Origin of the sequence: Bacillus cereus group sp. N12 (assembly GCF_016483575.1) — a bacterium.
Taxonomy (GTDB): domain Bacteria; phylum Bacillota; class Bacilli; order Bacillales; family Bacillaceae_G; genus Bacillus_A; species Bacillus_A toyonensis.
In genome coordinates this window covers 104,534-128,567 of the sequence record NZ_JAEHBO010000005.1, presented here as the reverse complement: position 1 = coordinate 128,567, position 24,034 = coordinate 104,534, and the positions used below count along the sequence as shown (strand labels likewise).

Sequence of the window (24,034 nt, the reverse complement as noted above, 5' to 3'; positions counted from 1 at the left end):
AAAAATCCTTTTTTTGTAAGTTTAATGGGTGATGAAAAATGAAAAAATTACGAATACTTGAAATGGAAAAGATATTAATATACAATACCTTAGTAGGGTATATTAAATTTTGTTTTACATTGTGAGAGTAGTAAGTAAAGGGAGTATGTAATAATGAATGCAGTAATTTCAAAAAAAGAAACAATCATCTCATATACGATTGCTATTTTCTTTATTTTAGCTATGGTTACAGCGGGTGTGTTATTAAATGATCCGGAAGTCATTTTGCCGGAAATAGCAGCGATGGCAATTGCTTTATGGGCGTATCGTGAGCCAGGTTGGTTAAGGCAGCCAGAAAAAATCTTTATTGCACCGTCAATAACAGCTGGTATTGGGTTTATCGTGAATCAAATGGATTTAGCTTATATAGCAAAAGTAAGCGTAACACTTATATTCATGATGCTGTTTTTACGTATTATACAATCAAATTTTGCACCATCTATTGCGACAGGTTTATTACCTTTAGTGACAAATGCGACTGAATGGTCATTTGTTATCTCAGTCTTCGTTTTAACATTTATTTTAATGCTTGGTGTCCTTGTTTTTAAATTGAATAGCGGTATTGAGAGAAAAGTTAACATCCAATATAAATATATGGCTGTATTTCTAATACTAAATTTCATTTGGATAAGTATATGCTGGATCACTGGTCATGAACAATTAGCGGTTATTCCGCCAATATTAGTTGTTGTGTATGAATCACTTCAAAAACCGATGTACAATGAAAAAATGGTATGTAAACAAATAGTAGTATTAACTACATCTGCAACTGTTGGAACTTTATTGTACTTTGCAATCGACTCATGGATTATAGTCACTTTATTAAATATGATTTTAATGCTTATTTTATTAAAAATAGTTAGTGTACGTATTCCAGCAGCATATGCATTTCCATTACTGCCGCTCGTATTTCCAGATGAAATGATAAAGATGTTACCAGTAGGTTCATTTGTTGCGGGGGTATTCTTATTTGGTGCAGTATTACTGTATAAAAAGTGGGAGATGAAGCAAAAGGGAATGCAAATGTAGAGAAGAACATACAATCCTTAGTTAGCATAATAAATAGACACCCGCGGGTGTCTATTTTCATTAAATGAAATTTAGCTTAACGCATGTAAACAATTCACAAGTTCTGTTGCTTTTGAAAAGAAGGGAGAATGATCAGCTTCTAAAGTAATAATCTTCGAGCATGGAGTTTCTGTATTCATTCGGCGCTGAAAATCAATTGGAATCGCTCTATCTAGAGTTGTTTCAATATAAATGCGATCTACAGTTCCGAAGTTTTCTTCAGAAATTTTTAGCTGTTGTTGAAATGGTCCTAGTGGCTGAGGACGCATTTTTTTGGAAGATGCTTCTTTAATCTCTTCATTTTCGGTAGCATTTAAAAATGTTTTTTCAATTAGATTAGGTATAAGTTCAGCTGTCATGTCGTTCTCATTTATTGAAAATTGTGGACCAGCTTCACCATCTAATTTACTGCCAAGGCTTTCTCCGTTTTGTGGTAAGAATGCACAAAGATATACTAATTTATCGATTTTATTCGGTATAAGTTCAGCGGTTTGAGTGATCACAATTCCACCCATACTATGTCCAACAACAATAACTTTTTCAGTTTGTTGATTTATAGTAGCTGTTACTGCATCAACATAGGAATCTAACGTTATATTTTGTGAAGGAGTTGTATCTTTCCCGCTTCCAGGTAAGTCTAGTGTAATAACAGTGTGACCTAAAGCCTCTAGTTGAGGTTTTACTAATTCCCATGCCCATTCACCTTGCCATGCTCCATGTACTAAAACGTAAGTACTCATTTAATCAACACTCCTCTAATGTTTATATGCTTTATTTTTTTGTAAAATTGATAGTGTATACTTAGTGTATAGGAAGTAGTTTGATAAATATAATGAAGGTTATTTATAGATGATATAAATATCTTTTATATAAGGAGAACAGAATGAACGTCTTTGATTTTAAAGTTTTTAAATATGTGGCTCGGTTGAACAGCATTAGTTTAGCAGCTAAGGAATTACATATGACACAGCCAGCAATAACGCATATTATAAACAAACTAGAGAAACGATATGCTTTAACTTTATTTGAGCGCTCTAGACAAGGAACGATGTTAACTGAAAATGGAAAAGAATTTTTAGTTTGTGTAGAACGACTTCTAATGGAGTATGAAAATCTTGAAGAAACAGCTTTACACTTGAAGAATAAAAGTTTGTATAAGATTGTATTAGCTACGTATCCTTCCGTTACTGTATATTGTTTGGCAGAGTGTATCCAATTAGGTAATATTGATCAAAGTCAGTACGTGCTTGCAGTTAGAGAGGGAAGCTATCAAGAAGTTTTAAATTGGCTGTCTGCTGGAAGTGCTGATTTTTCTATTTCTATAAAAGAAAATCTAATACCAGGATTTCACTATGAAGTTATTGGTGAAGATCCTTATGTTATCGTTTCTTCAAAGAATATTCCACCTAATCTTACTAGTAAAGAGTTGAAAAATTATCCTTTTATTATGCCACTTTCTGGTTGTAAAGAAGTACTTGAACCATACTTAATGAAAAACGAAATAACAGTGAATAAAGTGATGGAGTCAGAGTCAATTAGCTCGGCATTAGCACTTACTTTACAAGTTAACGGTATAACGATCGTTCCGTTATCAGGACTTCATAAACAAATTATTCATGACTTTATCGTGCAACCGATAGACATTGAAATCCCGCGGCAACTCATTATGCAGTGGTCGCCTAAAAAAGAGAAAGATCCATTGTTTCTCGCGTTTGTTACGAATTTGCTAACACAATTACAACAAAAGAAAAATGAATAAAATGATACAAAAGGTAAGCTTATTTCATTGAAGCTTACCTTTTGTATGTATTACCAATATAGGGCGGTATCATAAAGTCCGATTAAAACGAGAAGTACACCAGCTATACGCTGAATATTTTTCCCTATTTTTCGGCTCTTTTTAAGTGGTGTTCCATTTAAGCCTAGGTAGGAGATAATGGACAGTAATATAACGACAGGTAGAGCAGTTCCTATAGAGAAAAAGGTAGGAAATAAATACCCGTAATTAGATGTTAAAGAGAGTGGTATTAATGTTCCGAAAAATAGCACAAACATAGTAGGGCAGAAAGCTAACGAAAAGAAGAACCCAAGGAAAAATGAGCTGACTTCATTTTGTTTTCGTATAGATGTGATAGGGAAGATGGTAGAGAAGAAGTTTCTACCTTTTATAATACCTGATAATATTACCCCCATTATTATTAATAAAGGTCCGATCAGTTTACGTAACCATGGGAAATACAAAGTTAATATTTGCTGAATCTCTTTTCCTAAGAACCATACTAATAGTCCAAGTGTCGTAAAAGCTATTATTTTTCCTAAAATGAATAACAATATATGTTTCCAGATATTTCCCTTTTGTAAAGATTGATTGCCATAGATTGTAATGGCGCTAATGTTTCCTGTTAATTGGCATGGAGCAAGGGTACCCACTATGCCTAATAAAAACGCAAATAAAAGAGGGATTGATTTCGTAGCATTCGCGACATCCATTAAAGGAGACATGAGTTGATAACTCCACTCGCTAATTGTTGAAAACACGTTATATTCACCTTTCTAATTAAATTGTAATATGCCATTTTTAGTAATCTGTTTCCACGTTTTACCGTCATCTGTGGAAAGGAATACATTTGCTTGCATTGTAGCAAGAACTATCTCAGATGAATTTTGAGGGTTTTGTGCAATATACATCATGTTATCTTTAGCATCTAATGATGGAACTTGTATGTTTACCTCTTCATTTGTAGCAATTGATTTTTTCGTAATCATTTGTTCACCTTTCTTATTGATAGAGGCATAAATAGCATCTTCATTATTTAATGTAACTGCGGTTGATTCAAGTGATTTAGAGAATAGTTCAAATGTATTCCCGTAATCTGTAGATAAATAAACACCATCTTTAGCACTTACTGCGACTACACTCGCTTGATCCGGATGTACTGAAAATGCATGGATTGTACTTGAAAGCCCCTTTAACTTACTATTTTTCCATTCTTGTCCGTTGTCCGTACTGACATAAAAACCTTGTTGTAATTTAGAATTAGGACGTTCATTGTATAAATAAATCGCTTCCGAATTATATCCGACAGCAAGGTTATGAAAATCAGATTCTCCATAGAATGCTAGCTTTTCCAGGTTATTGCCGCCATCAGAACTTTTCATTAATCCTAAAGGGTTTTTTAAATTTGCACCTGGTTCCGGATGCCCACTAGCAAAAAATCCATTTTTAGTTGCCTGAAAGCCCATATAATCGTGTAACTGTGTAGCAGTTTCAAACCATTTTCCATTTTGATAAACTTTTATACCATTATGAGTTGCGATAGAAATACCAGGCATATTTCCTGCATAGCCAATTCCGTGAATGTGCGCTATTTTTCCAGATGTAATTTCTTTATAGAAGTTTTGCGGAATCGTATTTGCGTTATCTTTATTTTGGGGCTGAGATTGAACTGTTTCTTTTTTTACTGGTGGTGTTTCTACGTTATTAGAGCATCCTGTAATGATAAATAATGAAGTAATGGCTAGTCCTACGTAATGTTTCACGTTTGTAGGCTCCTTTCTTATATATATGTGATGTTAAGTATATGGAATAAATGTCAAGAAATTGTGGAGTGATTAGATGCCTAGTAATGAAAGTTTATCTTCTATATAAACATTATTAATTGACGAAAAATTATAACAATAATAGAATGAATTATATTGGATAATCAGTTTCAAAATTATACATAGAACGCTAGGGGGATTATTATGAAATCAACATTTTTTGCTCAAAATAGAGAACGATTAGCGAAAACATTACATGATGAATCGATTACGATTTTATTTGCTGGACAAGCACCTCATATGTCAGCAGATGCCCATTATAAATTTGTGCCGAATCGGAATTTTTACTATGTAACAGGAATCGATGAACCAAATGTTATTTTCATGTTGAAAAAGGTTGGAAATAGTGTTGAAGAAACACTATTTATTGAAAAGTCAGATCCAGTAATGGAAAAGTGGGTCGGTAAAACAGTTTCTAACGAAGAAGCAGAGAAAATTTCGGGTATAAAGAAAGTTGTATATTTAGATAGCTTTGAAAAGACAATGTCAAATATACTTTTTACAGAAAATGTGAAGCATCTATATTTAGATTTAGAGCGTCGTGAATGGAATGGTACAGAGACAAAAACATTAGCATTTGCTAAACATGTAAGAGAACAGTACCCACACATAACAATTGGTAATGTATACCCGGAAATTTGTGAATTACGAGTGTTTAAAACAGAGGAAGAAATTGAAATCATTAAAGAAGCAATTGCTGTTACGAAAGACGGTATTTACAATGTGTTAAAGCATGCAAAAGCAGACATGATGGAATATGAATTAGAAGCTCAGTTTGATTTCACACTGAAGTCATCTGGGATTAAGCATCATGCGTTCAATACAATTTTGGCAAGTGGGAAAAATGCAACAGTTCTTCATTATGAAGATAATGATGCACAAATTCAAAATGGTGATTTAGTACTGCTAGATTTAGGTGCTCAAAAAGACTATTATAACGCTGATATTAGTTATACTTTCCCGGCAAATGGAACATTCTCTAGTCGCCAAAAACAAATCTATAATATTGTATTAAAAGCATTGAAAGAAACAACAGAGATTATTAAGCCAGGCTTAAATTTTGCTGCATTAAATGAGCATACAAAAAAGGTACTAGCAGAAGAGTGTAAAGCTATTGGTTTAATTCAAGAAGATGAGGAACTATCTAAATATTATTATCATGGTGTCAGTCACTTTCTTGGTTTAGATACTCACGATGTTGGAACATACAAAGAAAGAGTATTAGAAGAGGGTATGGTTATTACGATTGAACCAGGTCTATATATTGAAGAAGAATCAATTGGTATTCGTATTGAAGATGATATCCTTGTAACAAAAGATGGCTATGAAAATTTGTCAAAAGATATCATTAGAACAGTTGAAGAGATTGAAGGGTTTATGAGTAACAATAATGTAAATGTAAAAGAAGATGAAGTTGTTACAAAATAATAGTTAGAAGAGGCGCTCAATTTTGGGTGCCTTTTTATTTTGCTCATTTTATATCTCCATATTTTCTTGAAAATTATCTTCTATAATAATCTTGAAAAAGAAAAAGGAGGGATTTTCTATGAAGAGATTTGTATTAAAAGCAGTTACAGTCTCCGTAATATCTTTAATTGCTGCATGTTCTGCGACCACAAATACCACAAATGATCATAAAAATATGAATGATAAAAAAACAACACAGACTGAAACGGCTACAAAGCCATTGAAAGTTGTAAAAGGGCCAGAAGTTACTTTAGTAGCGAAAGAAGAAAAACAAAAGCTAAGTAGCGGTATTATTGTTCCAGTCTGGACATTTAATGGTTCATCCCCGGGTCCGGAAATTAGGGTGAAAAAAGGTGAAAAGGTTAAAGTGACATTAAAAAATGAATTACCCGCACCAGTATCTATTCATTGGCATGGGTATCCTGTCCCAAATAACATGGATGGAATTCCAGGCGTGACACAAGATGCGGTTGAATCAGGAAAAAGTTTCACCTATGAATTTGAAGCGAACGTACCAGGAACGTATTGGTATCATTCACATCAAGATTCTGTAAATCAACTAGATAGAGGCTTATATGGTGCCCTTATTGTAGAGGATACAAATGAAAAGTATGATAAAGATTACACGTTAATGTTAGATGAATGGATAACAGATAAAGAAGAAATTAATAAGCAGTTAAAAGAAATGACAAAAGCGCAAAAAGGTAATAAATCTAAGGATAATGAAAATACGAAAAAGAATGATGATATGAAAGGCATGGATCATTCAGGTATGAACATGGGTAGTGATAAAAAAGACTCTGGTAATATGGCAGGAATGGACCATGGAAATATGAAGATGGAAGGTCATGATATGGGTATGTATAACTTATTCACAATCAATGGTAAAAGCGGTGATTTAGTAGAGCCGTTAAAAGTGAAAAAGGGTGATAAAGTTCGTCTTCGACTCGTTAATGCTGGTTATCTATCACATGATATACACGTTCACGGTCATGATATAAAAGTAGTTGCGACAGATGGTCAACCAATAAACGATCCAAAAGTTATAAAGGATAAAGTAATTTCAATCGCACCGGGTGAACGCTATGATGTTGAATTTACTGCTAACAATCCTGGGAAATGGTATGTTGAAGACCATTCAGCAAATAAAGGTGCAAAAGGAATGAAAACCATTATTGAATATGAAGGTAGTAAAGAGATGAAAGACAGAGCAAATGAAAAAGAAAAACTACCGAAATTAGATATGACGAAATATGGTGAGAAAAAATTAGGTAATTTCACACTAGAGCAGCAGTATACTGCCACATATAATATGGACTTGAATACGAAAATGAATGGAAATGAAATGGTTTATACAATTAACGGAAAAGTATTTCCAGATATCGATCCAATTCTAGTGAAAAAGGGTGACTTAGTAAAAGTGAAATTAGTAAATCGCTCTAAAAGAGACGATCACCCGATGCATTTGCACGGTCATTTCTTCCAAGTATTAAGTAATGATGGAAAACCGATTGAAGGTTCTCCAATTGTTAAAGACACATTAAATCTAAAACCAGGAGAAGAATATGAAGTATCTTTTGTAGCAGACAATCCGGGTGAGTGGATGTTCCACTGTCACGATCTACACCATGCTTCAGCAGGGATGGTAACGGAAGTAAAATATACAGATTACACATCTGAGTATGTTCCAAACCCTAATATTCCTAATAAGCCGGAATAATGTGAAATTCATGTAGTTTATCATAATGTAAAGCAGTTATCTTAGTAGATTGCTGCTTTTATATGTCATGTTGTGAATTGGAATATTATTTTTATGAAAGTTCAGACAATAAGAGAGAGCTATTCTGTAGGAAGAGTTTACAAGGTAAAAATGTTTTTTGGTTATTTAGAGATTAAAAAACATAATTATTTATGATTAGATTAGAAATGGATAAATGTAATGTATTGTAGTTACAAAAGGCTAAATACTTATATTTGACCTTTCTTTTATTTTATACTACAATTCGTAGTGTGAAAGGGGGGGCAGGTATATTTAAGCAAAAGTATAAGTTAAATGAAGAAGGCCTAAATTATGATTTTTTTATTTTTGTAGTATTAATTATAGGTGATCATTTGTAGCTATTTTTTTGGAAATTAAAACTACATTGTGTAGTGTTAGATTGAAGCAATGAGAGAATTTTCAAAGTGTAATGGATTTAAGTTTCTTTTATTACTAGGTATAGATGGTGGATAATAAAAGGATACTTTTCCTGAATAGTTAGAATGAAAAGAAATGGAAGTTAACATAAAAACATAATGATACTTGAATATGTTTGTAGGAAGGTGTTTTATACTTATGAAAAAAATTTTAGCTAGTGTAGCAGTAGCTTCTGTTACAGGAAGTGTATTTATTAGTACTGCTCAAGCGAAAAATACTGTTATACAAAAAGACACGAAGCATGAGCAAACTACTGATGTAGTAAAATATGAAAATCAAGTAACAGTAAATACGAATGTTCTACGTGTCCGCACACAGCCAAATACATCTAGTGCAATAATGGGGCGCGTGTATGAAGGGAAAGTTTTACAAGTTATTGGAGAAGATAACGGCTGGTTGAAAATTAACCATAATGGAAAAGTGGGTTATGTAAGCAGTCAATTTGTGAAAGACAGTGGCTCAAATGGAAGCGACAATAACAATGGGGAATTTCAAGTAGCGAGTGGGGATTACAAAGTTAACGTATCCTCCCTCCGCGTTCGTACAGGTCCAAGTACTTCCCACACGATTTTAGGTTCTATGTATAAAGGACAAGTAGTTCCAGTGACTGGTGAAGTACAAAATTGGTTCAAAATTAACTATAAAGGACAAGACGCCTATATTAGTAAAGATTACATTTCAAAGAGTGGTTCTAATGCAAATGAACAACAAAATAATGTTACGGTTCAAGCTGACGGTATATACATTGTAGACGCTACATCTTTACGTGTGCGTACAGGTCCTGCTACTTACCATAGTGTAATTGGTGGTGTATTAAACGGACGAACATTGCAAGTAACTGGCGTTGAAAATGGCTGGTTGAAAATTAATCATAATGGAAGAACTGGTTATGTAAGCAGTGAATATGTAAAATTTGTTAAAAGAGGTACACCACTAAAACCTGAAACAAGTAATCCATCTACTGGAGCAACAGTTGATGACTACTATGTTAACGTAAGCGTGTTAAATGTAAGAAGCGGTGCTGGTACAAATCATGGTGTAATCGGTGCTTTATCAAAAGGAATAAAAGTACAAGTTCTATTTGAACAAAATGGATGGAAAAAAATTAATTACAACGGTAAAAACGGTTATGTATCAAGTAAATTCCTATCAAAAACAAGTGAGACTGATGCAGAGGAGCAGCGACAATCCCAAGAGATAAATACAACAAATGAATTTATTCAACCAGCTGTAGGAAGATATACTTCTGGATTTGAGAAACGTGGTAGGCAAATGCATCACGGATTAGATATTGCTGCTTCAGGAATAGTGCCGGTTGTTGCCGCCGCAGAAGGTGTAGTCACTCGCTCTTATTATTCTACAAGCTATGGTAATGTTGTGTTTATTTCTCACAATATTAACGGACAAACATATACGACTGTATATGCTCATTTAAAGAGTCGTTCTGTTTCTGCTGGTCAAAAAGTGAAGCGAGGACAACAACTTGGCATAATGGGGAATACAGGACAATCTGAAGGACAGCACTTACATTTTGAAATCCATAAAGGTGAATGGAATGCACAGAAGAGCAATGCTATGGATCCAAAAACATATATTGGTTAAGTGAAAATTAATTATTTCAAGATGGAATGGTATACCTTCTCAAGCAAAGAGAATTGAATATCTATGAAATTAATGTGTTATCAATTATATAGATATAGAAATTTTGGGCTAGCGATTCAAAGTGTTTTTAATCTTCATCTGTTAAGATATAAAATTAATGAAATCGATTCCCTCTAATATAATGAAATATTAGAGGGAATCGATTATAGTTGCTAATGTTTATGTTGTTCTTCTGTGGAAGAGGTTGGTGGGACATGCTCTGGGAACGTTATGAATACAGTCAGGATAATTACTACGCCAATAGAGAGTAATAATAGAAACCGACGATGGATATAAGTAGTAAAGGTTTCTGATAAAAGCTGAATTATACATGACATAGTTATCGTTATAGAAAGTAAAAGGCTAATGAATAGTATACTATGAGCTTGTTGCGCATTTAGCATTTCTGTAATCATTGCTCCCATCATACTTGCCATTAATCCAGAGAACATTCCTTCTAAGGCAGTATATAGGTGAAAACGTAGACCGACTAAAAGACCGATACAACCACTAATCAAAATAGCAAGCAAAGTAGAATATAGTAATTCCCCTTTAAAGAGAATACCTAAATAAAAACCTATACTTAAACCGATACTCATACTAAAAGACATAATAAATACCATATACTCCATTAGGGTACCCTTACGTTTAGAAATATATGATGTAATAATAATTGAGATACAACAAAGTGTTAAGGCAGTTAACGTATAAGCAAACATCATGATACCTCCCTGTCCTATCATTCACTTCATCATATGTTCGAATGGAGAGTACTTATGCTAATATATATCTGCAAATTATCTGCACAATTTAAAAAGGTAAGTTCAATATAATTCTCAAAAAATGATGGTTATCTTAGTAGATGATGCTTCATAAGGAATTGTTGTATTTAAAATTTTATAGAATATACTAAAGAAGCTGTTTTAGTGTGATAACTGCAAGGATCATCAGTGGAATCTAAAAAATCTCTATGTAAAGCTACTAATTCAATGATGCATGTAAAACTGATATTACTTGTTCTGCCGATTATACTTTCAAAAAGCAACCATCAACAGATAGCCAACTCATTACATTTGAAGCTGTACGAAAATAATATGATCGCACATTTATGAAATGGGATGTTTGTAAAAGAACTGAGCGTTATTTTTCGCTCAGTTCTTTTGTTTATATAAAAAAGATTTTTAACTAAACCTGCTAAAAATTTGTGAAGAATTACACTTAAACTAACGAGGTGCGTTAGTTTAATAAGAATTAAGTGATATTATGAGTGAGGAGAGATTTTGGTTATTCAATTAAAGGAGCGCTTTAACGGAATAACGAAAAGAACCTAATTCCTCAATATAAATGTTGATAAATGGGGCTTTTTAATATGGGGATTTCCTTAACGTTGTAAATGCGCATTTTCCTGACGCTACCCCTACTTGACGAAACAAATGATAGGAAATTCATGATGATATACACATATTCATTATTGAAATTAGTAATAATAAAATGTATTATTGAAAAGCACTATTTATAATTCAAGTAATCAAGGCTATGTATCCATAATAATTTGAACATTCAGAAATTATAATATTGTCTAAAAATGAGGTGAGGTTAATAGAAACAGTACATATTAAGTGGTATGGATTGTATAGTTTAAATGATTTTTATAATAGAGAAGAAGCTTTTAAGAAGGGAATATTTGCAATCTCTAGAGTATATGCTAAGAATGAAACATTGATCTATATAGGAAAAACCAAAAGAAGCTTTATACAAAAGATAAGGGAACTTAATAAGGATTGGATTTTTAATGAAAGCGAATTAAAGATTACATTAGGAATAATAGAGTTTCCTAGTGGTGAAAGTTACTCTGAAAAAAAGGTAAAAGAGATAAAATCCCTTTTGATTTTACGACATACCCCAGTAGAAAACAACACATCTTTATTGTACCATAGAGGGCAGTTTAATTTGAAAATTATAAATAAGGGAAGAAGGGGCTTAATTGTGAAAAAGATTTCTACAGGAGATCTAATGTGGACGTAATTGGAATCACCTTTGAATAAAATTGAAGGTTTCTTACGAACAGATACTTATCAATTTTTAATGTATTAAAATATTTTTGAATAACATATGTCAGATGCTTGAAAAAACACAAATTTTATTATGATATGAAATCTTGTATGGGAATTGTAATTCATTTCCATCGTTTAATAAAAATATTAAGAATTATAAGGAAACGCATAAAGATTAGAAGAGAAAATAAACTCGGAGGTTTAAAAAATGGGACAAGTAAGCAGGTTTCAAGAAAAACAACAAAATCGTCGTAAAAAGGTGATTTTTAATATTGCATTTACTTTGGTATTAGTGACAGTTGGTATAGTGACATACCAGTTGTTTTCCCCTTCTGATACATCAAAGAAAGCAATTGCTCAAGAAAAGAAAGAAACAAAGATAGAAGAGAAGAAAGGTAAAGAGAAAGAAGCAGCGCAGTTAGAAGAGAAGAAACGTGAAGAGAAAGAAACAGCGCAGTTAGAAGAGAAGGAACGTGAGGAGAGAGAAGCAGCACTGTTAGAAGAGAAAAAACGTGAAGAGAGAGAAGCAGCACTGTTAGAAGAGAAGAAAAATGAAGAGAAAGAAGCAGCACTGTTAGAAGAGAAACAAAAAGCAGAAAAATCGGTATCTCAAGAAAAGGGTTCTCAAACTAATCCTTCTTGGAAGCCAATTGGTACAAAGCAAGGAGCAAAACCTGAAATGAAATTTAAAGAAGGAACAGTAGATTGGAGTGAGATGAAAGAAGCAATTTCTTATGCTGTTGATGTTCCAGAGGGCCAATTGATTTTCGAGTTTATTGGGAATAATGGTAATAATAAAGCTTACGGTAATATACGAGATAAACAAAGTAATAAAAAATATAAGGTTGATATTGATTGGGTAGAGAATCAGGGTTGGAAGCCAGTATCTGTCCAAGTGGTAAAATAGATAATAGAATTTTAATTAGGTGTTTAAAAGTTTACTTTTGTAAAAGTTCAAAAAAGAGTCCTTATCAATCAGGACTCTTTTTGGTATGTTGACAGCATTAATTACATTGTACGAGAAAAAAAGAAAGGAATGAAATATTCTCCTCGTAGTAAACGACTTAGTGGTATCAATGTTTATATGACCAACACTCCTGCTTGAAAACATTAGAGATGTACAGAAACAAAAGCAGCAAGGTTTTTTCGGTTTGTTTAAAGACTAATTAATTGATTAAATGACTCTTCCAAAAAAAACTTAAATCTATTAAATAGTCTAAGCACTCTTTCGTTTTTTTCATATTATATATTGAAAAAAATAATAGAAAGGGTGATCAAATGCCGCCAAAACCAAAACCAAATGATAAAGAAGTTCAAGTGAATAACCCTGCTGTTGATATCGCTAGTTTTCCAAATATAACTCAAAGCGAGACAAGCCTTGCGCGTTTTAAAGATTTTATTTTGTATGGATTTAATGATACCAATAATGCCACAGGGGTAGCTGGGGCATCAAGTTATTCAGGGTTTTCCTTTTCAAAAGATTTAGGTAAAAATTGGACCGATGGTGGGTCAATACCAGCCAATCCTGGAGGTCAAAATTTTGGTGATCCATCTTTAGCAGTTGATAGAAATGGAGTATTTTATTATTCACAAATTGGGGATGAATTGATTGGAGGCAGGCAAGAAGGTGTAATCACTGTTTCAACCGGAACGATCAGTCCAAACAAAACAATAACTATGAACCTTCCTCAAGTTGTTGGGCGAGGGCAGACTCCAGCTGCTAGTGATCCAGGAAATCAAGATAAAGCGTGGATTACAGTAGGTCCTGATGCTGATAATCCAGGAAATGAGGCTTTATATGTTGTATGGACTGACTTTGGCCCTCCTAATGTAGGTACAAAAATTCGTTTTTCAAAATTTGGAACAGGTGTAACATTAACTCCTATTATTCCAAGTCAAACGATTGTCGCTGGGGCTAATGCAGTGTTTGGAGCCTTTCCGGTAGTGGATAAAGCCGGGAATATATATATCTTTTATGAAAGTCGTTTGCCAGGCACATTTGCTCAGCTAAATACTGCGAACCGTTCCATTCGTATGGCTAAGTCAATCGATGGAGGAAATACCTTCCCAATAAATGTACAAGTCTCTGCTGGCCTATTTGCAGCAGCGGCTACGGATGTTGTACCATGCGGACCAGCCAATGAACTCCGTCCTGTTATATTAACAGAGCAGCAACGGGTAATCAGGATGTTTGAGATCCCTCAAGCAGGTATAGGACCAGATGGTACGATCTATGTAGTATGGAATCAACGTAGAAATATTGGAGGTACAACCTTTATCGATGTCTTTTTAGCCTATAGTCAAAATGGAGGAAATAACTGGACTCAAGTGAATATCTCCAATAATTTACCACATGCATTCTTTCCATCAGTAGCTGTCAATAAAAAAGGAGCTCATATTCAATATAACCGCTTTAATGATCCTAATAATGTTGGCGGCATAGGTAATGGAACATTTGGTGTGTTTATGAAAACATTCTCTCTTCATAAGGGCGTTGGTAAAGTAGGGAAAGAAAATATGGTCAGCACCAAATTTTCTCAAGTGCCTAATAATCATATACCAAGCGGTGGGGTTTTCGTGAATTTTGATCCAAGAGTGTTTTCTTGTTATATGGGTGAATACAATCAAGTTATTACGGGTCCAGGTCATTCATTGCTCCATGCTTGGGGTGACAATCGAAATATTTTGAACGGACAGAATAATCCTGATGTATTCTTTAGAAAAACCGAGTCAAAGCCATAACCTAGTAAATTTCTCTAATAGGGGTCACCATACATGCCCATCAACTTAAGAAATTGGTAGTTCCCCAAAACGAAGAAAATTTTCGTTTTGGGGATACTTCAAAATATTAGCTTGATGGGCATGGGATAGTAACAACAAAACGCAAATTTTCAAAACGGTTTACCAATAATCGCTATACACCAGCTTGATACAATAATATTTGGTGTGAGTTCAATACATATTATTAAAATTAAGATGGTTTAAGTCGGAGGAAGGTACCTTAGGGTGTCTTTATATATATATGTTATACCGTCAGCATTCCGGAACAAAACAGCGACAGGATAGGAATGTATAAAAAATGCATGAATACATAGAACAAAAAAGGAGGTTCCCTTGCAAGGTTAGGATTCTCCCTTGTACTCGCTATTGATAATGAGACGTTATATTAACCTTACATGTATAGAGTACTTGTTTTAGTTACTTAATTTAACTTCCCATATAATGCGAAATATTTAATAATTACAATAGAAAAATTAAATCGAGTGATATACAAAGCATTTTGCGTGAGGGTACTGATGAAATTACAAATTAACGAATTATATAATCTATTAGACACATTTAAAGAAATAGAACTATCTATTGGATATAGTGGATTAATAATTTATAGTAATAGTGCATTAGAAAAGGAACAATTGGGGTATAGCATAGATAATAAAGGAGATTGGAGACAGTCTCGGTTTGTCATAGGGCACGAGGAGGAATATGGAACCCCTATCTTTGTAGATATGAGTAGAAGATATTTACCAATATATACTGCGGAACATGGCGAAGGTGAATGGAATCCAAGGATAATATCATCTTCATTAAAAGGATTTATTAAGACATTAAACTACCTATATGATTTATCAAAAGAAAGGGAAACTCCGATTGAAAATAAAGATAATGCTTTATCTGTAAGCGATAAAGCAAAACTCCTTACTAAAATCATAATTCAAACAAAGCGACTAAACATCCGCTTTTGGCTAGGATACTTTCTAGAATGAATATTAGAGGGTTAAATTCCGATAACGATAATTATGTAAATAAGCTGTCCATATGGGCAGCTTATTTTATTTTTCCGCATAGTTTACGTTATTTTGAAAAATACTTGCAGTATCCATACTAGTATTTTTGCATTTAAATTGTTTTTAATATATTATATTTATATGGTAATATAAAGATGATAATATGCAAAAAGGATTCAAATCTATTAATCAGATGTAAGTCCTTTTCAAAGATAAAAAGATTTTACCAAAGTGTAATATAACTTATGCCTGTCTTTTTAATATGTATCTAGTAAAAAGACATTTTTTATCAATACAATTGTGTTTTCAATAGAAAGGGAAACTTTTAAATAGAAGTTTATTTACCTTTCAATGATAGGAGTTAATGTTCCTAGAACCTAGAGAAACAAGGCGCCATACAGAGTAATCTGACAAACCTGAGAGGTATTGTATGTAGTTTGCTCATCTCATACAAAACAAAAGAGCCTTACCGCTCTAGGCAAGACTCTACTAGTTTAGTTGTATAATATTTACATAGTAACTAAGAAACAGAAAACATATAGCACTAAGTAGCAGAACCCTAACATTCCTCCTACAGCTAATACCTGTTTAACCCAACCCTTAAATTTTAGATTACTGTCAATTTCTTGCACTCTTTCCATATTTCCTCCTATTAAGGAGAACCCTTAAAGACTCTCACCTCGCTATGGTACCATTAAAGAATGACTAATAGAGGTCTAATTTTGTCTAAACGTATAAATATGCAATATTGCATACAAAAATGTATTGTTATAATTGTAAGCGCTTACTATAATAAGGGTATAAAGATTAACCACATCTTAATACGAAAAAAGAGGAGAGAATAATATGGAAATCGCAATGGCAGTTTTAAAATTTATAGGTGGAGCAATCCCATTAGTTCAAGAACTTCTAAAAGCATTTATGTAAATTCACTATTTAGCAATTATTTATAAAAATTATCATACAAATGATCTGTATATCAAAAATGAATTGATTTACAGATTATTTGTGTGAGTAAGGTCCCTTTAACATTATTAAGGGACTTTTTTTAATTACTAAATACTTAAGGTTACGTCACATCAACATCAAATAAAAAGTACTTTTAAACATTAAAAAGTACTCTTTATTTATTATAAATATGAAAGTTAATTTTGAATATTCGTTTACTTTTGTTTCAACACATAGATGTTCGTAATTACTTACATTCTATTATCGCTAACAATATGATTCTCAAAAAATCCTAAATATTAAAAGCTGTTTGAAAGACATAGATCATCAAGTCAATATTGCAAAAAGCAAACGTCCCGAATGTAAAGAACCTCTTATTATAACAGGTACTCAGTATACAGAAGTGACAACAAAATGGTTAATAAATCTGAATTCCGTATAATTACCATAACCTTTGACCTGAATTGCTCCCTAATGCGCTGTTATAAAATTTCAATTACCATATGTTTAATATGTTTGTATAGATAAATAAATGTCAAATCTTGCTTTAATCGCTAATATTGACTAAGATAACTCTTATAACAAAGAGGCCATGTATTATGCGTTTCATAAGTGGAAAGACAAAGAGTTGTATCGTCATCTTTTAGCTAGTTGTTCTAATTTATCCTACATTAACTGCTCGTAAAATCTCGATTGAATCAACTAACAATTAGTGAGGAGAGTAATATTTACTAATGAAAGTGTCATTTTATAATATTGAGTATTTATTTTAGTTTTGCAACGCCCTCATTGTTAATGTTTGATAGATAAATAGGTCAAGAGAAGGGGAATATTAGATTTATGAAACAGAATATAAAAGTTTTAGCTATGGCAGTTGGTCTCACAGTGATGGGATCAACAGTAGCTACTTACACAAGTGCCGATACAGGTTGGAAACAAACTGGATCAGTATGGAATTACTATAATGTAAACGGTGTGAAGCAAACAGGTTGGCAGCAGGTAAACGGAGCGTGGTATTACTTTAACGGAAGCGGAGCGATGCAAACAGGTTGGCAACAGGTAAACGGAGCATGGTATTACTTTAACGGAAGCGGAGCGATGCAAACAAATTGGCAGCAGGTAAACGGAGCGTGGTACTACTTCAATGGAAGTGGAGCGATGCAAACAGGCTGGATCCAAGATAATGGTAAACAGTACTACCTTGAAAGTAATGGTGTTTGGAATCCAAATCCTACATCTGTAAATAATAATTCACGACCTGATGGGAAACTATTAGACGCATTTCAAAATGAAATAAAAACTCATATTAATAATCAAAAAGAAAATATAACGATGACATACAAATCCCAAAACTCTAATATTAATGAGGTTCTAAACACACTTGTTAAAGAATATGACAAGGCAGTCGAATCTAACGAATATTTGAATCATAATATTTCACATACGCAATATTCCGTTCGTGGTATTCCAGGAAATTACACGTTTACAGTAAAGATTACATATCGTGAATCCAAAGGACAAACGGACTATGTAAAGGCGCAAGCAAAATCAATTATCAATTCCATTATCAAAGCTGGTATGGATGAACACGAAAAAGTAAAAGTAATCCATGATTATGTCGTAAAGCATGTTTCTTATGATACTTCTTTCCAAGCTTATACAGCATATGAAGCTTTAGCAAACCGCTCTGCTGTTTGTCAAGGGTATGCATTATTAACGTATCAATTGTTAAAAGAGGCTGGAATAGAAACTCATATTGTAACAGGAACTGGAAATGGACAACCACATGCTTGGAATCAAGTGAAAATTGAAGGGAAATGGTACCATCTTGATACAACTTTTGATGATCCAATTCCAGATGTGCAAGGACGAGTAACTTATTCATATTATAATCTGTCTGATGAACAAATCGCTAGAAACCATCAGTGGGATCGTAATAAATTTGCGCCGGCAACAACAAACTATGCTAATGAATTAGCAAAAAAAATCCAGTCGGGTAGCTCAAAATCATTGGAATATCAGGAAATATCAAAAGTCATTAAACATTAAAATTTATGTTTTGATGTAACTGTTTTAAAACAATTACTTAGGCATACAGAGATTATGAACCTACAGAGGTAAGTAATATCCGTATGAAAAAGTACAAGTATTCACGTTGAGGGTGTTGCAAAACCAAAATGAATATTCTTATAATCAATAAAACTAGTTAAACATAAAATATATAGTGATTTAGTTTTTGTGATAGCAGTGGTTGTTGGAGCTGCAATTTAATTTGTCAAAATGGGATTAGGTTAAAAAAATGAAATAACCTTAGTAGAACAGTTCAATTGATTTGAACTGTTCTACTTGTGTTTGTAAGGTAAACGTCAAGTAACTCCAAAATATACAATAAAAGTGGATTTTGGAGTTGTTTTTTGTGTGCTTCACTTGTTTCCATAATGGTTACTTCAACTGGTTTGATGTATATCCGAGGGTTTTATTAATAAAGGGGGCTAGATCATAGGGGATGGGCATTGTAAGGTCCAGAGCTATTATGGCCAATTTGGGGATTAGCTCAGTTTGGTGGTCATCTCCCTGTCAAGTAGACAGTAATAAAAAGAGTATTATGCCACGGCCTTTTCCCGATATTCTATCGGGGAAAGGCCGTGAAGTTTTTCTTGGAATCTTTCTGTATTATAAAATTGAATATATTCTTGAATTGCTCGGTAGGCCATTTCATATGTTTTTGGGCGCACTAAATACAACTTCTCTCTTTTTAAATCTAATTAGGGTTTCCATAACTGTAGATATCGATGGTGTAAATTAGTGAATATTGTCAAAGTAGTACTTCAAGTTAAGAGTATAAAAAGAAGTTTCTTTTTTCTGAAAATGTATATTAATACAAAATTAATTATTAATATCAATAAATGATTTTATGTTTCATTAATGGATTCATTGTCATCTACATTTATTATTTATTGCAACAGCTTTCATTTCCAAAATTAGATGTTTTAACAAAGGACAATATAAGTATCATTATAATGATTTTTCAATATAATCAATGTGTTAATGAAAGGAACTCTGTGTTATTTTTGCTTTTCTAGTAACTAATACAGCTTCAAACAAAGGACACAATTGCTACATGCTAAGTGTAATCTATTACTCATTCAAGATTCTGTTTATTCAATCTTTCTAAAAATAAAAAAATATTGAGCTCATAAATATACAAGCTATAATGAGGGCGTCGAGAGAAAATTTATTACCTTTAGAGAAAGTATCAAACCTAGTTTTTTGCAAAAATCCTAATGACATTACAAGTAACCTTTTAAAATTGGACATACTGACATGATTACTCTAAGAAAGGTATGTGATTAAAAGGAAGTGTACTTGACACGAGAATGAAAACGTATTCAATTAGGTCTTGTTTTGAATCAGTCATTTTAATAACTTAGATTCAACTGCAATTAAAAATAACAAATTATGGGGGTGTTTATATGAATATGAATGTAGCATCTATTAAAGAAAAAAAGATTGTTAAATACAAAAGTTGTTTTGATGTGATTGGGCCAATAATGATAGGTCCTTCAAGTTCACATACTGCAGGTGCCTTGGCTATTGGAACAGTTGCCAATAAATTATTTCAAGGTCTTCCAAAAAAAGTTGTGGTAAAGTATTATGAATCATTTGCTGAAACCCATAAAGGTCACGGAACTGATTTTGCAATTATTGCTGGGATATTGGGATTTGCTGCCGATGACAGCAAAGTGCCAGATGCTATTAAAATAGCAGAATCTAAAGGAATTGACATTACCTTTATTGAAAAAGCGGGTGATAGTCCTGCTGGTCATCCAAATACGGCAGATGTACATTTAGAGGATGAAATTCGAAGTATTAGAACGATGGGTATTTCGGTCGGTGGTGGATTGATTGAAGTCAAACATGTTGAAATTGACGGATTTAGCTTAGATCTGCAGGGGCCATTGCCAGTTATTATTGCGATTTCTGAAAGAGCTGACTTTGAATTTGTCTTACGAAGGATCTTTAAACAATATGATGTGGAAATTAACAACTTTCATAGTTTAGAAGATAACAAGAAATATTTATATGCATTCGCTTTGGATTCTCTATTGCCTGGTAATGCTCAGAAGGAATTGGGAAATTTAAGTAATATAGCTAACCTTATTATTCTTTAGTTCCATTAAGGAGTGAAAAAAATGTATATGACCATAAAAGAAATTGTGGATGCAGCTAATAAAAGCCAAAAGCCAATTTATGAATTAGCAATGGAACAGGAAATCAAACAAACTAAAACTTCTTATGAAGAAGTTTGGAGTAAAATGGAACGGAATTTAGCGACTATGGAAAATGCCATAAATAAAAGTATCGAGGGCGACGGGGTATTTTCTCCAACCGGTTTAACCGGAGGTGATGCTGTTAAGATTAAAAATTATCGAGAAAATAGGAAAACTCTTTCTGGCGATTTGATGGTGCTAGGGATTCAAAGTGCTATCGGTGTTAATGAAGTAAATGCTGCATTAGGAGCTATTTGTGCAACTCCAACAGCAGGTGCGAGTGGGACAATCCCGGGAGTCTTATTTAGTATTAAAGATACGTTGCAGTTAAGTCATAAAGATATGATTCATTTTCTATTCACTTCAGCGTTATTTGGAACGATAGTCGCAAACAACGCTTGTATTTCAGGAGCGTACGGAGGATGTCAAGCTGAAGTGGGCAGTGCCTCAGCAATGGCGGCTGCAGCAGCGGTAGAAGCTGCCGGAGGAACACCACAACAATCTTCTGAAGCTTTCTCAACCGCATTACAAAATTTACTTGGTTTAGTGTGTGATCCGGTCGCTGGTTTGGTAGAAATTCCTTGTGTAAAGAGAAACGCCATTGGAACGGCAAATGCTTTAGCGGCAGCGGATATCGCATTAGCCAGCGTAAACAATCTCATCAGTGCTGATGAAGTTATTGAAGCGATGTATAGAGTTGGAAGACAAATGCCTCGCGAGTTAAGAGAGACAGGTTTAGGCGGAATTGCCTCTACACCTACAGGGATTTCCATTAAAAATAAAATCTTTGGAGAGAAACAATTAGATCAATGAACAGTTATCGGATACATTGTGAAAAATTTAACAAATTTATTCTCTATTGTTCGCCTAAGCATGTCTGTATATTGGGGGAATTACCACTAAAATATACTACTATATAATTGAAATATTTTGTAAGTGGTAACAAACCCATCAGGTTGATGACTAGTGGAATTTTTGATTTTGGTCAAATGAGAAGAAGGATAAACGATGTGGCGCACTTTTTAAGCAATTCATTTTTCAAGAACGATCTATATTCCTAAGTCTAAAAAGAGACGTAAGAATAGGACACAAGGAGGAAGTATTATATGAATGGGAATACTGCAAAAAACATAGAATTTCAAGCTGATAATACTGCAGTAAAAAATGATAAATATCCAGATCCTAAAAAATGGAATAAGCAGGATACTACCTGGGCATTGAGCCTTTTTGGAACAGCAATTGGAGCAGGAGTACTCTTTTTACCTATTAATGCAGGTTCAGGTGGTTTATTATCATTACTACTAATTACCATACTAGCATACCCTGTAATGTATTACTCACATAGGGCGCTTGCTAAAATGATTTACGCTTCTAATTCTGCTGATGAGGGGATAACAGGGACAATAAGAGAGTATTTCGGAAATAAGGCAAGTATTATTTTTAACATAGTATATTTTGTTTCAATTTATACGATCGTGCTGATGTATTCGGTTGCACTTACAAATACTGCAAGTAGTTTTATCGTGCATCAATTGCATATGCCAGAACCTCCAAGGGCCATTTTATCGCTTGTATTAGTACTTGGTCTTATCGCTATACTAAATTTTGGTCAAGATATCACTGTGAAAATAATGAGCATGCTAGTATATCCTTTCATAGCTTCTTTACTTTTTATCGCAATATCTTTGATTCCACAGTGGAATACGTCAATGCTTAGTTTTTCAAATGTTTCTACTGCTTCAACAGGAACAGGATATTTTGGAACGATATTGATGATTCTACCAATCATCGTATTCTCGTTTAATCATTCTCCAATGATTTCATCATTTGTTATGAAACAAAGAGCTACCTATGGAATAGAAGCTACTAATGCCAAGTGTGCTCAAATACAAAAAGTTTGTTATATTATGACATTCTCTGTTGTTATGTTCTTTGTTTGGAGCAGTACCTTAAGTTTGACTCCAAATGATCTCATGATGGCAAAAGAACAGAACTTATCAATCTTGTCATATCTTGCTAATGAGCTTAATTCGCCTGTAATTACTATTGCAGCTCCTATCATTGCTTTTACGGCCATAACAAAGTCTTTCCTTGGACACTATATAGGAGCATATGAAGTAATGCGTGATATGATTATCAAGTCCAGTCAAACACGTGGGAAAGATATAGGAGAAAAAACAGTTAAGACAATCATCCTTACTTTTGTCGTATTAACATGTTGGTATGTTGCTTATGCAAATCCAAGTATTCTTGGACTTATTGATGCTCTTAGCGGTCCGTTAGTAGCCGCTATCTTATGTCTATTACCGATGTATGCGATCTATAAAGTACCGGTACTAGCTAAATACAAAGGGAAAGCGAGCAATGTATTTGTCATTATTATAGGTATCCTTACTGTACTAGCAAGTATTAAATCATTATTCTAATCCACTATTTTGGGTTCTCATGTGAAAATCGTGGGATATGAAAAAAGAAAGATTGTTAGCGGAATTGAATTTTATATTGTGAAATCAAATAGATTATGGTTTTGGACAAACTTCTCACCTTGGAGAGTTTGTCCTTTTTTGATCATATGCTTAACTTCTATTCCAGCAATTACTTTTTTAGCTGCTTACACTGATTATAATTCAAGCATATTAGACTGCTGCCCCATGCCTATCAAGCTAATATTTTAAAGTATCCCAAAACGAAAAATTCATATCACTACAACAGTGATTTATGAGAATGTAGTGTTTTTTTGTTTTGGGGAACAATCAATTTCTTAAGTTGATATGCATGGGCGGTACCTCTTGTATGTCTTCCTTTATTTTTGGAGTAATTATGACTTTTATTTTAAAGTTTGGCGCCCATTAAAGATTTTTTAATAGAAATGTAGAAATATCCTTTAAAGCGATATAAAACATATAATTATACATACATAGAGGAAACTCATTCAAAATGGAAGAATAGAGAAATAACTGTTGT

Annotated in this window: 17 protein-coding genes and 4 pseudogenes; 15 read left to right on the top strand and 6 right to left on the bottom strand. The window is 33.3% G+C overall.

Features of this window, described 5'->3' with window-relative positions; all coding sequences use genetic code 11:
• Positions 1-153 precede the first annotated feature (153 nt).
• Positions 154-1,068, top strand: a complete 915-nt coding sequence (locus tag JDS92_RS04740) for a membrane protein (protein ID WP_000994708.1) — start codon at positions 154-156, stop codon at positions 1,066-1,068.
• A 71-nt stretch (positions 1,069-1,139) separates the two neighbouring features.
• On the opposite strand, the gene JDS92_RS04735 is transcribed toward JDS92_RS04740, so the two are convergent.
• Positions 1,140-1,847, bottom strand: coding sequence for an alpha/beta fold hydrolase (locus tag JDS92_RS04735; protein ID WP_000109315.1), 708 nt, complete (start codon positions 1,845-1,847; stop codon positions 1,140-1,142).
• 143 nt (positions 1,848-1,990) lie between these two features.
• Here JDS92_RS04735 and JDS92_RS04730 point away from each other — a divergent pair, with 143 nt between their 5' ends.
• Positions 1,991-2,866: a LysR family transcriptional regulator gene (locus JDS92_RS04730; RefSeq protein ID WP_001100321.1), complete on the top strand. Its 876-nt coding sequence runs from the start codon at positions 1,991-1,993 to the stop codon at positions 2,864-2,866.
• Positions 2,867-2,916: 50 nt separating this feature from the next.
• On the opposite strand, the gene JDS92_RS04725 is transcribed toward JDS92_RS04730, so the two are convergent.
• On the bottom strand, positions 2,917-3,645 hold the full coding sequence (locus JDS92_RS04725) for an urease accessory protein UreH domain-containing protein (protein ID WP_255257158.1): 729 nt from the start codon (positions 3,643-3,645) through the stop codon (positions 2,917-2,919).
• Positions 3,646-3,660: 15 nt separating this feature from the next.
• A complete protein-coding gene (locus JDS92_RS04720) occupies positions 3,661-4,647 on the bottom strand; it encodes a F510_1955 family glycosylhydrolase (RefSeq protein ID WP_098226071.1) in 987 nt (328 codons plus the stop codon).
• Positions 4,648-4,851: 204 nt separating this feature from the next.
• Here JDS92_RS04720 and JDS92_RS04715 point away from each other — a divergent pair, with 204 nt between their 5' ends.
• The 3 genes from JDS92_RS04715 to JDS92_RS04705 all read left to right on the top strand — a co-directional run bounded on the left by JDS92_RS04715 (position 4,852) and on the right by JDS92_RS04705 (position 9,973).
• Complete coding sequence (locus JDS92_RS04715; RefSeq protein WP_000842958.1) at positions 4,852-6,135, top strand: aminopeptidase P family protein; 1,284 nt, start codon at positions 4,852-4,854, stop codon at positions 6,133-6,135.
• Positions 6,136-6,253: 118 nt separating this feature from the next.
• On the top strand, positions 6,254-7,894 hold the full coding sequence (locus JDS92_RS04710) for a multicopper oxidase family protein (protein ID WP_199631571.1): 1,641 nt from the start codon (positions 6,254-6,256) through the stop codon (positions 7,892-7,894).
• A 615-nt stretch (positions 7,895-8,509) separates the two neighbouring features.
• Positions 8,510-9,973: an SH3 domain-containing protein gene (locus tag JDS92_RS04705; protein ID WP_199631570.1), complete on the top strand. Its 1,464-nt coding sequence runs from the start codon at positions 8,510-8,512 to the stop codon at positions 9,971-9,973.
• A gap of 212 nt (positions 9,974-10,185) precedes the next feature.
• Here the strand turns inward: JDS92_RS04705 and JDS92_RS04700 are convergent, their stop codons facing one another.
• The gene (locus JDS92_RS04700; RefSeq protein WP_000458513.1) at positions 10,186-10,731 is read right to left on the bottom strand and encodes a hypothetical protein; all 546 of its coding nucleotides are present in this window, start codon (positions 10,729-10,731) and stop codon (positions 10,186-10,188) included.
• 871 nt (positions 10,732-11,602) lie between these two features.
• On the opposite strand from JDS92_RS04700, the gene JDS92_RS04695 reads away from it, so the two are divergent.
• The 7 genes and pseudogenes from JDS92_RS04695 to JDS92_RS04670 all read left to right on the top strand — a co-directional run bounded on the left by JDS92_RS04695 (position 11,603) and on the right by JDS92_RS04670 (position 18,848).
• On the top strand, positions 11,603-12,037 hold the full coding sequence (locus JDS92_RS04695; RefSeq protein WP_033662984.1) for a hypothetical protein: 435 nt from the start codon (positions 11,603-11,605) through the stop codon (positions 12,035-12,037).
• 237 nt (positions 12,038-12,274) lie between these two features.
• Positions 12,275-12,973 (top strand): YrrS family protein, encoded by a 699-nt coding sequence (locus tag JDS92_RS04690; protein ID WP_199631569.1) that lies wholly within the window; start codon positions 12,275-12,277, stop codon positions 12,971-12,973.
• Positions 12,974-13,344: 371 nt separating this feature from the next.
• Positions 13,345-14,808 carry an exo-alpha-sialidase gene (locus JDS92_RS04685; RefSeq protein ID WP_199631568.1) on the top strand — a complete coding sequence of 488 codons (1,464 nt, stop codon included), beginning with the start codon at positions 13,345-13,347 and terminating at the stop codon, positions 14,806-14,808.
• A gap of 554 nt (positions 14,809-15,362) precedes the next feature.
• Positions 15,363-15,830, top strand: coding sequence for a copper resistance protein (locus tag JDS92_RS04680; protein ID WP_199631567.1), 468 nt, complete (start codon positions 15,363-15,365; stop codon positions 15,828-15,830).
• A gap of 761 nt (positions 15,831-16,591) precedes the next feature.
• A pseudogene (locus JDS92_RS04675) lies at positions 16,592-16,778 on the top strand (hypothetical protein).
• Between the two features lie 248 nt (positions 16,779-17,026).
• Positions 17,027-17,229, top strand: a pseudogene (locus tag JDS92_RS31355) (ABC transporter substrate-binding protein); the annotation flags it as partial.
• 410 nt (positions 17,230-17,639) lie between these two features.
• On the top strand, positions 17,640-18,848 hold the full coding sequence (locus tag JDS92_RS04670) for a transglutaminase domain-containing protein (protein ID WP_199631566.1): 1,209 nt from the start codon (positions 17,640-17,642) through the stop codon (positions 18,846-18,848).
• Positions 18,849-19,402: 554 nt separating this feature from the next.
• Here the strand turns inward: JDS92_RS04670 and JDS92_RS04665 are convergent.
• A pseudogene (locus JDS92_RS04665) lies at positions 19,403-19,558 on the bottom strand (IS3 family transposase); the annotation flags it as partial.
• 714 nt (positions 19,559-20,272) lie between these two features.
• Between JDS92_RS04665 and sdaAB the strand changes: the two are divergent.
• The 3 genes from sdaAB to JDS92_RS04650 all read left to right on the top strand — a co-directional run bounded on the left by sdaAB (position 20,273) and on the right by JDS92_RS04650 (position 23,496).
• On the top strand, positions 20,273-20,971 hold the full coding sequence (gene sdaAB, locus JDS92_RS04660; RefSeq protein WP_087970013.1) for an L-serine ammonia-lyase, iron-sulfur-dependent subunit beta: 699 nt from the start codon (positions 20,273-20,275) through the stop codon (positions 20,969-20,971).
• Between the two features lie 21 nt (positions 20,972-20,992).
• A complete protein-coding gene (gene sdaAA / locus JDS92_RS04655; protein ID WP_087970014.1) occupies positions 20,993-21,883 on the top strand; it encodes an L-serine ammonia-lyase, iron-sulfur-dependent, subunit alpha in 891 nt (296 codons plus the stop codon).
• Between the two features lie 293 nt (positions 21,884-22,176).
• Positions 22,177-23,496 carry an aromatic amino acid transport family protein gene (locus JDS92_RS04650; protein WP_087970015.1) on the top strand — a complete coding sequence of 440 codons (1,320 nt, stop codon included), beginning with the start codon at positions 22,177-22,179 and terminating at the stop codon, positions 23,494-23,496.
• A gap of 71 nt (positions 23,497-23,567) precedes the next feature.
• Here JDS92_RS04650 and JDS92_RS31500 read toward each other — a convergent pair.
• A pseudogene (locus tag JDS92_RS31500) lies at positions 23,568-23,678 on the bottom strand (IS6 family transposase); the annotation flags it as partial.
• Positions 23,679-24,034 lie beyond the last annotated feature (356 nt).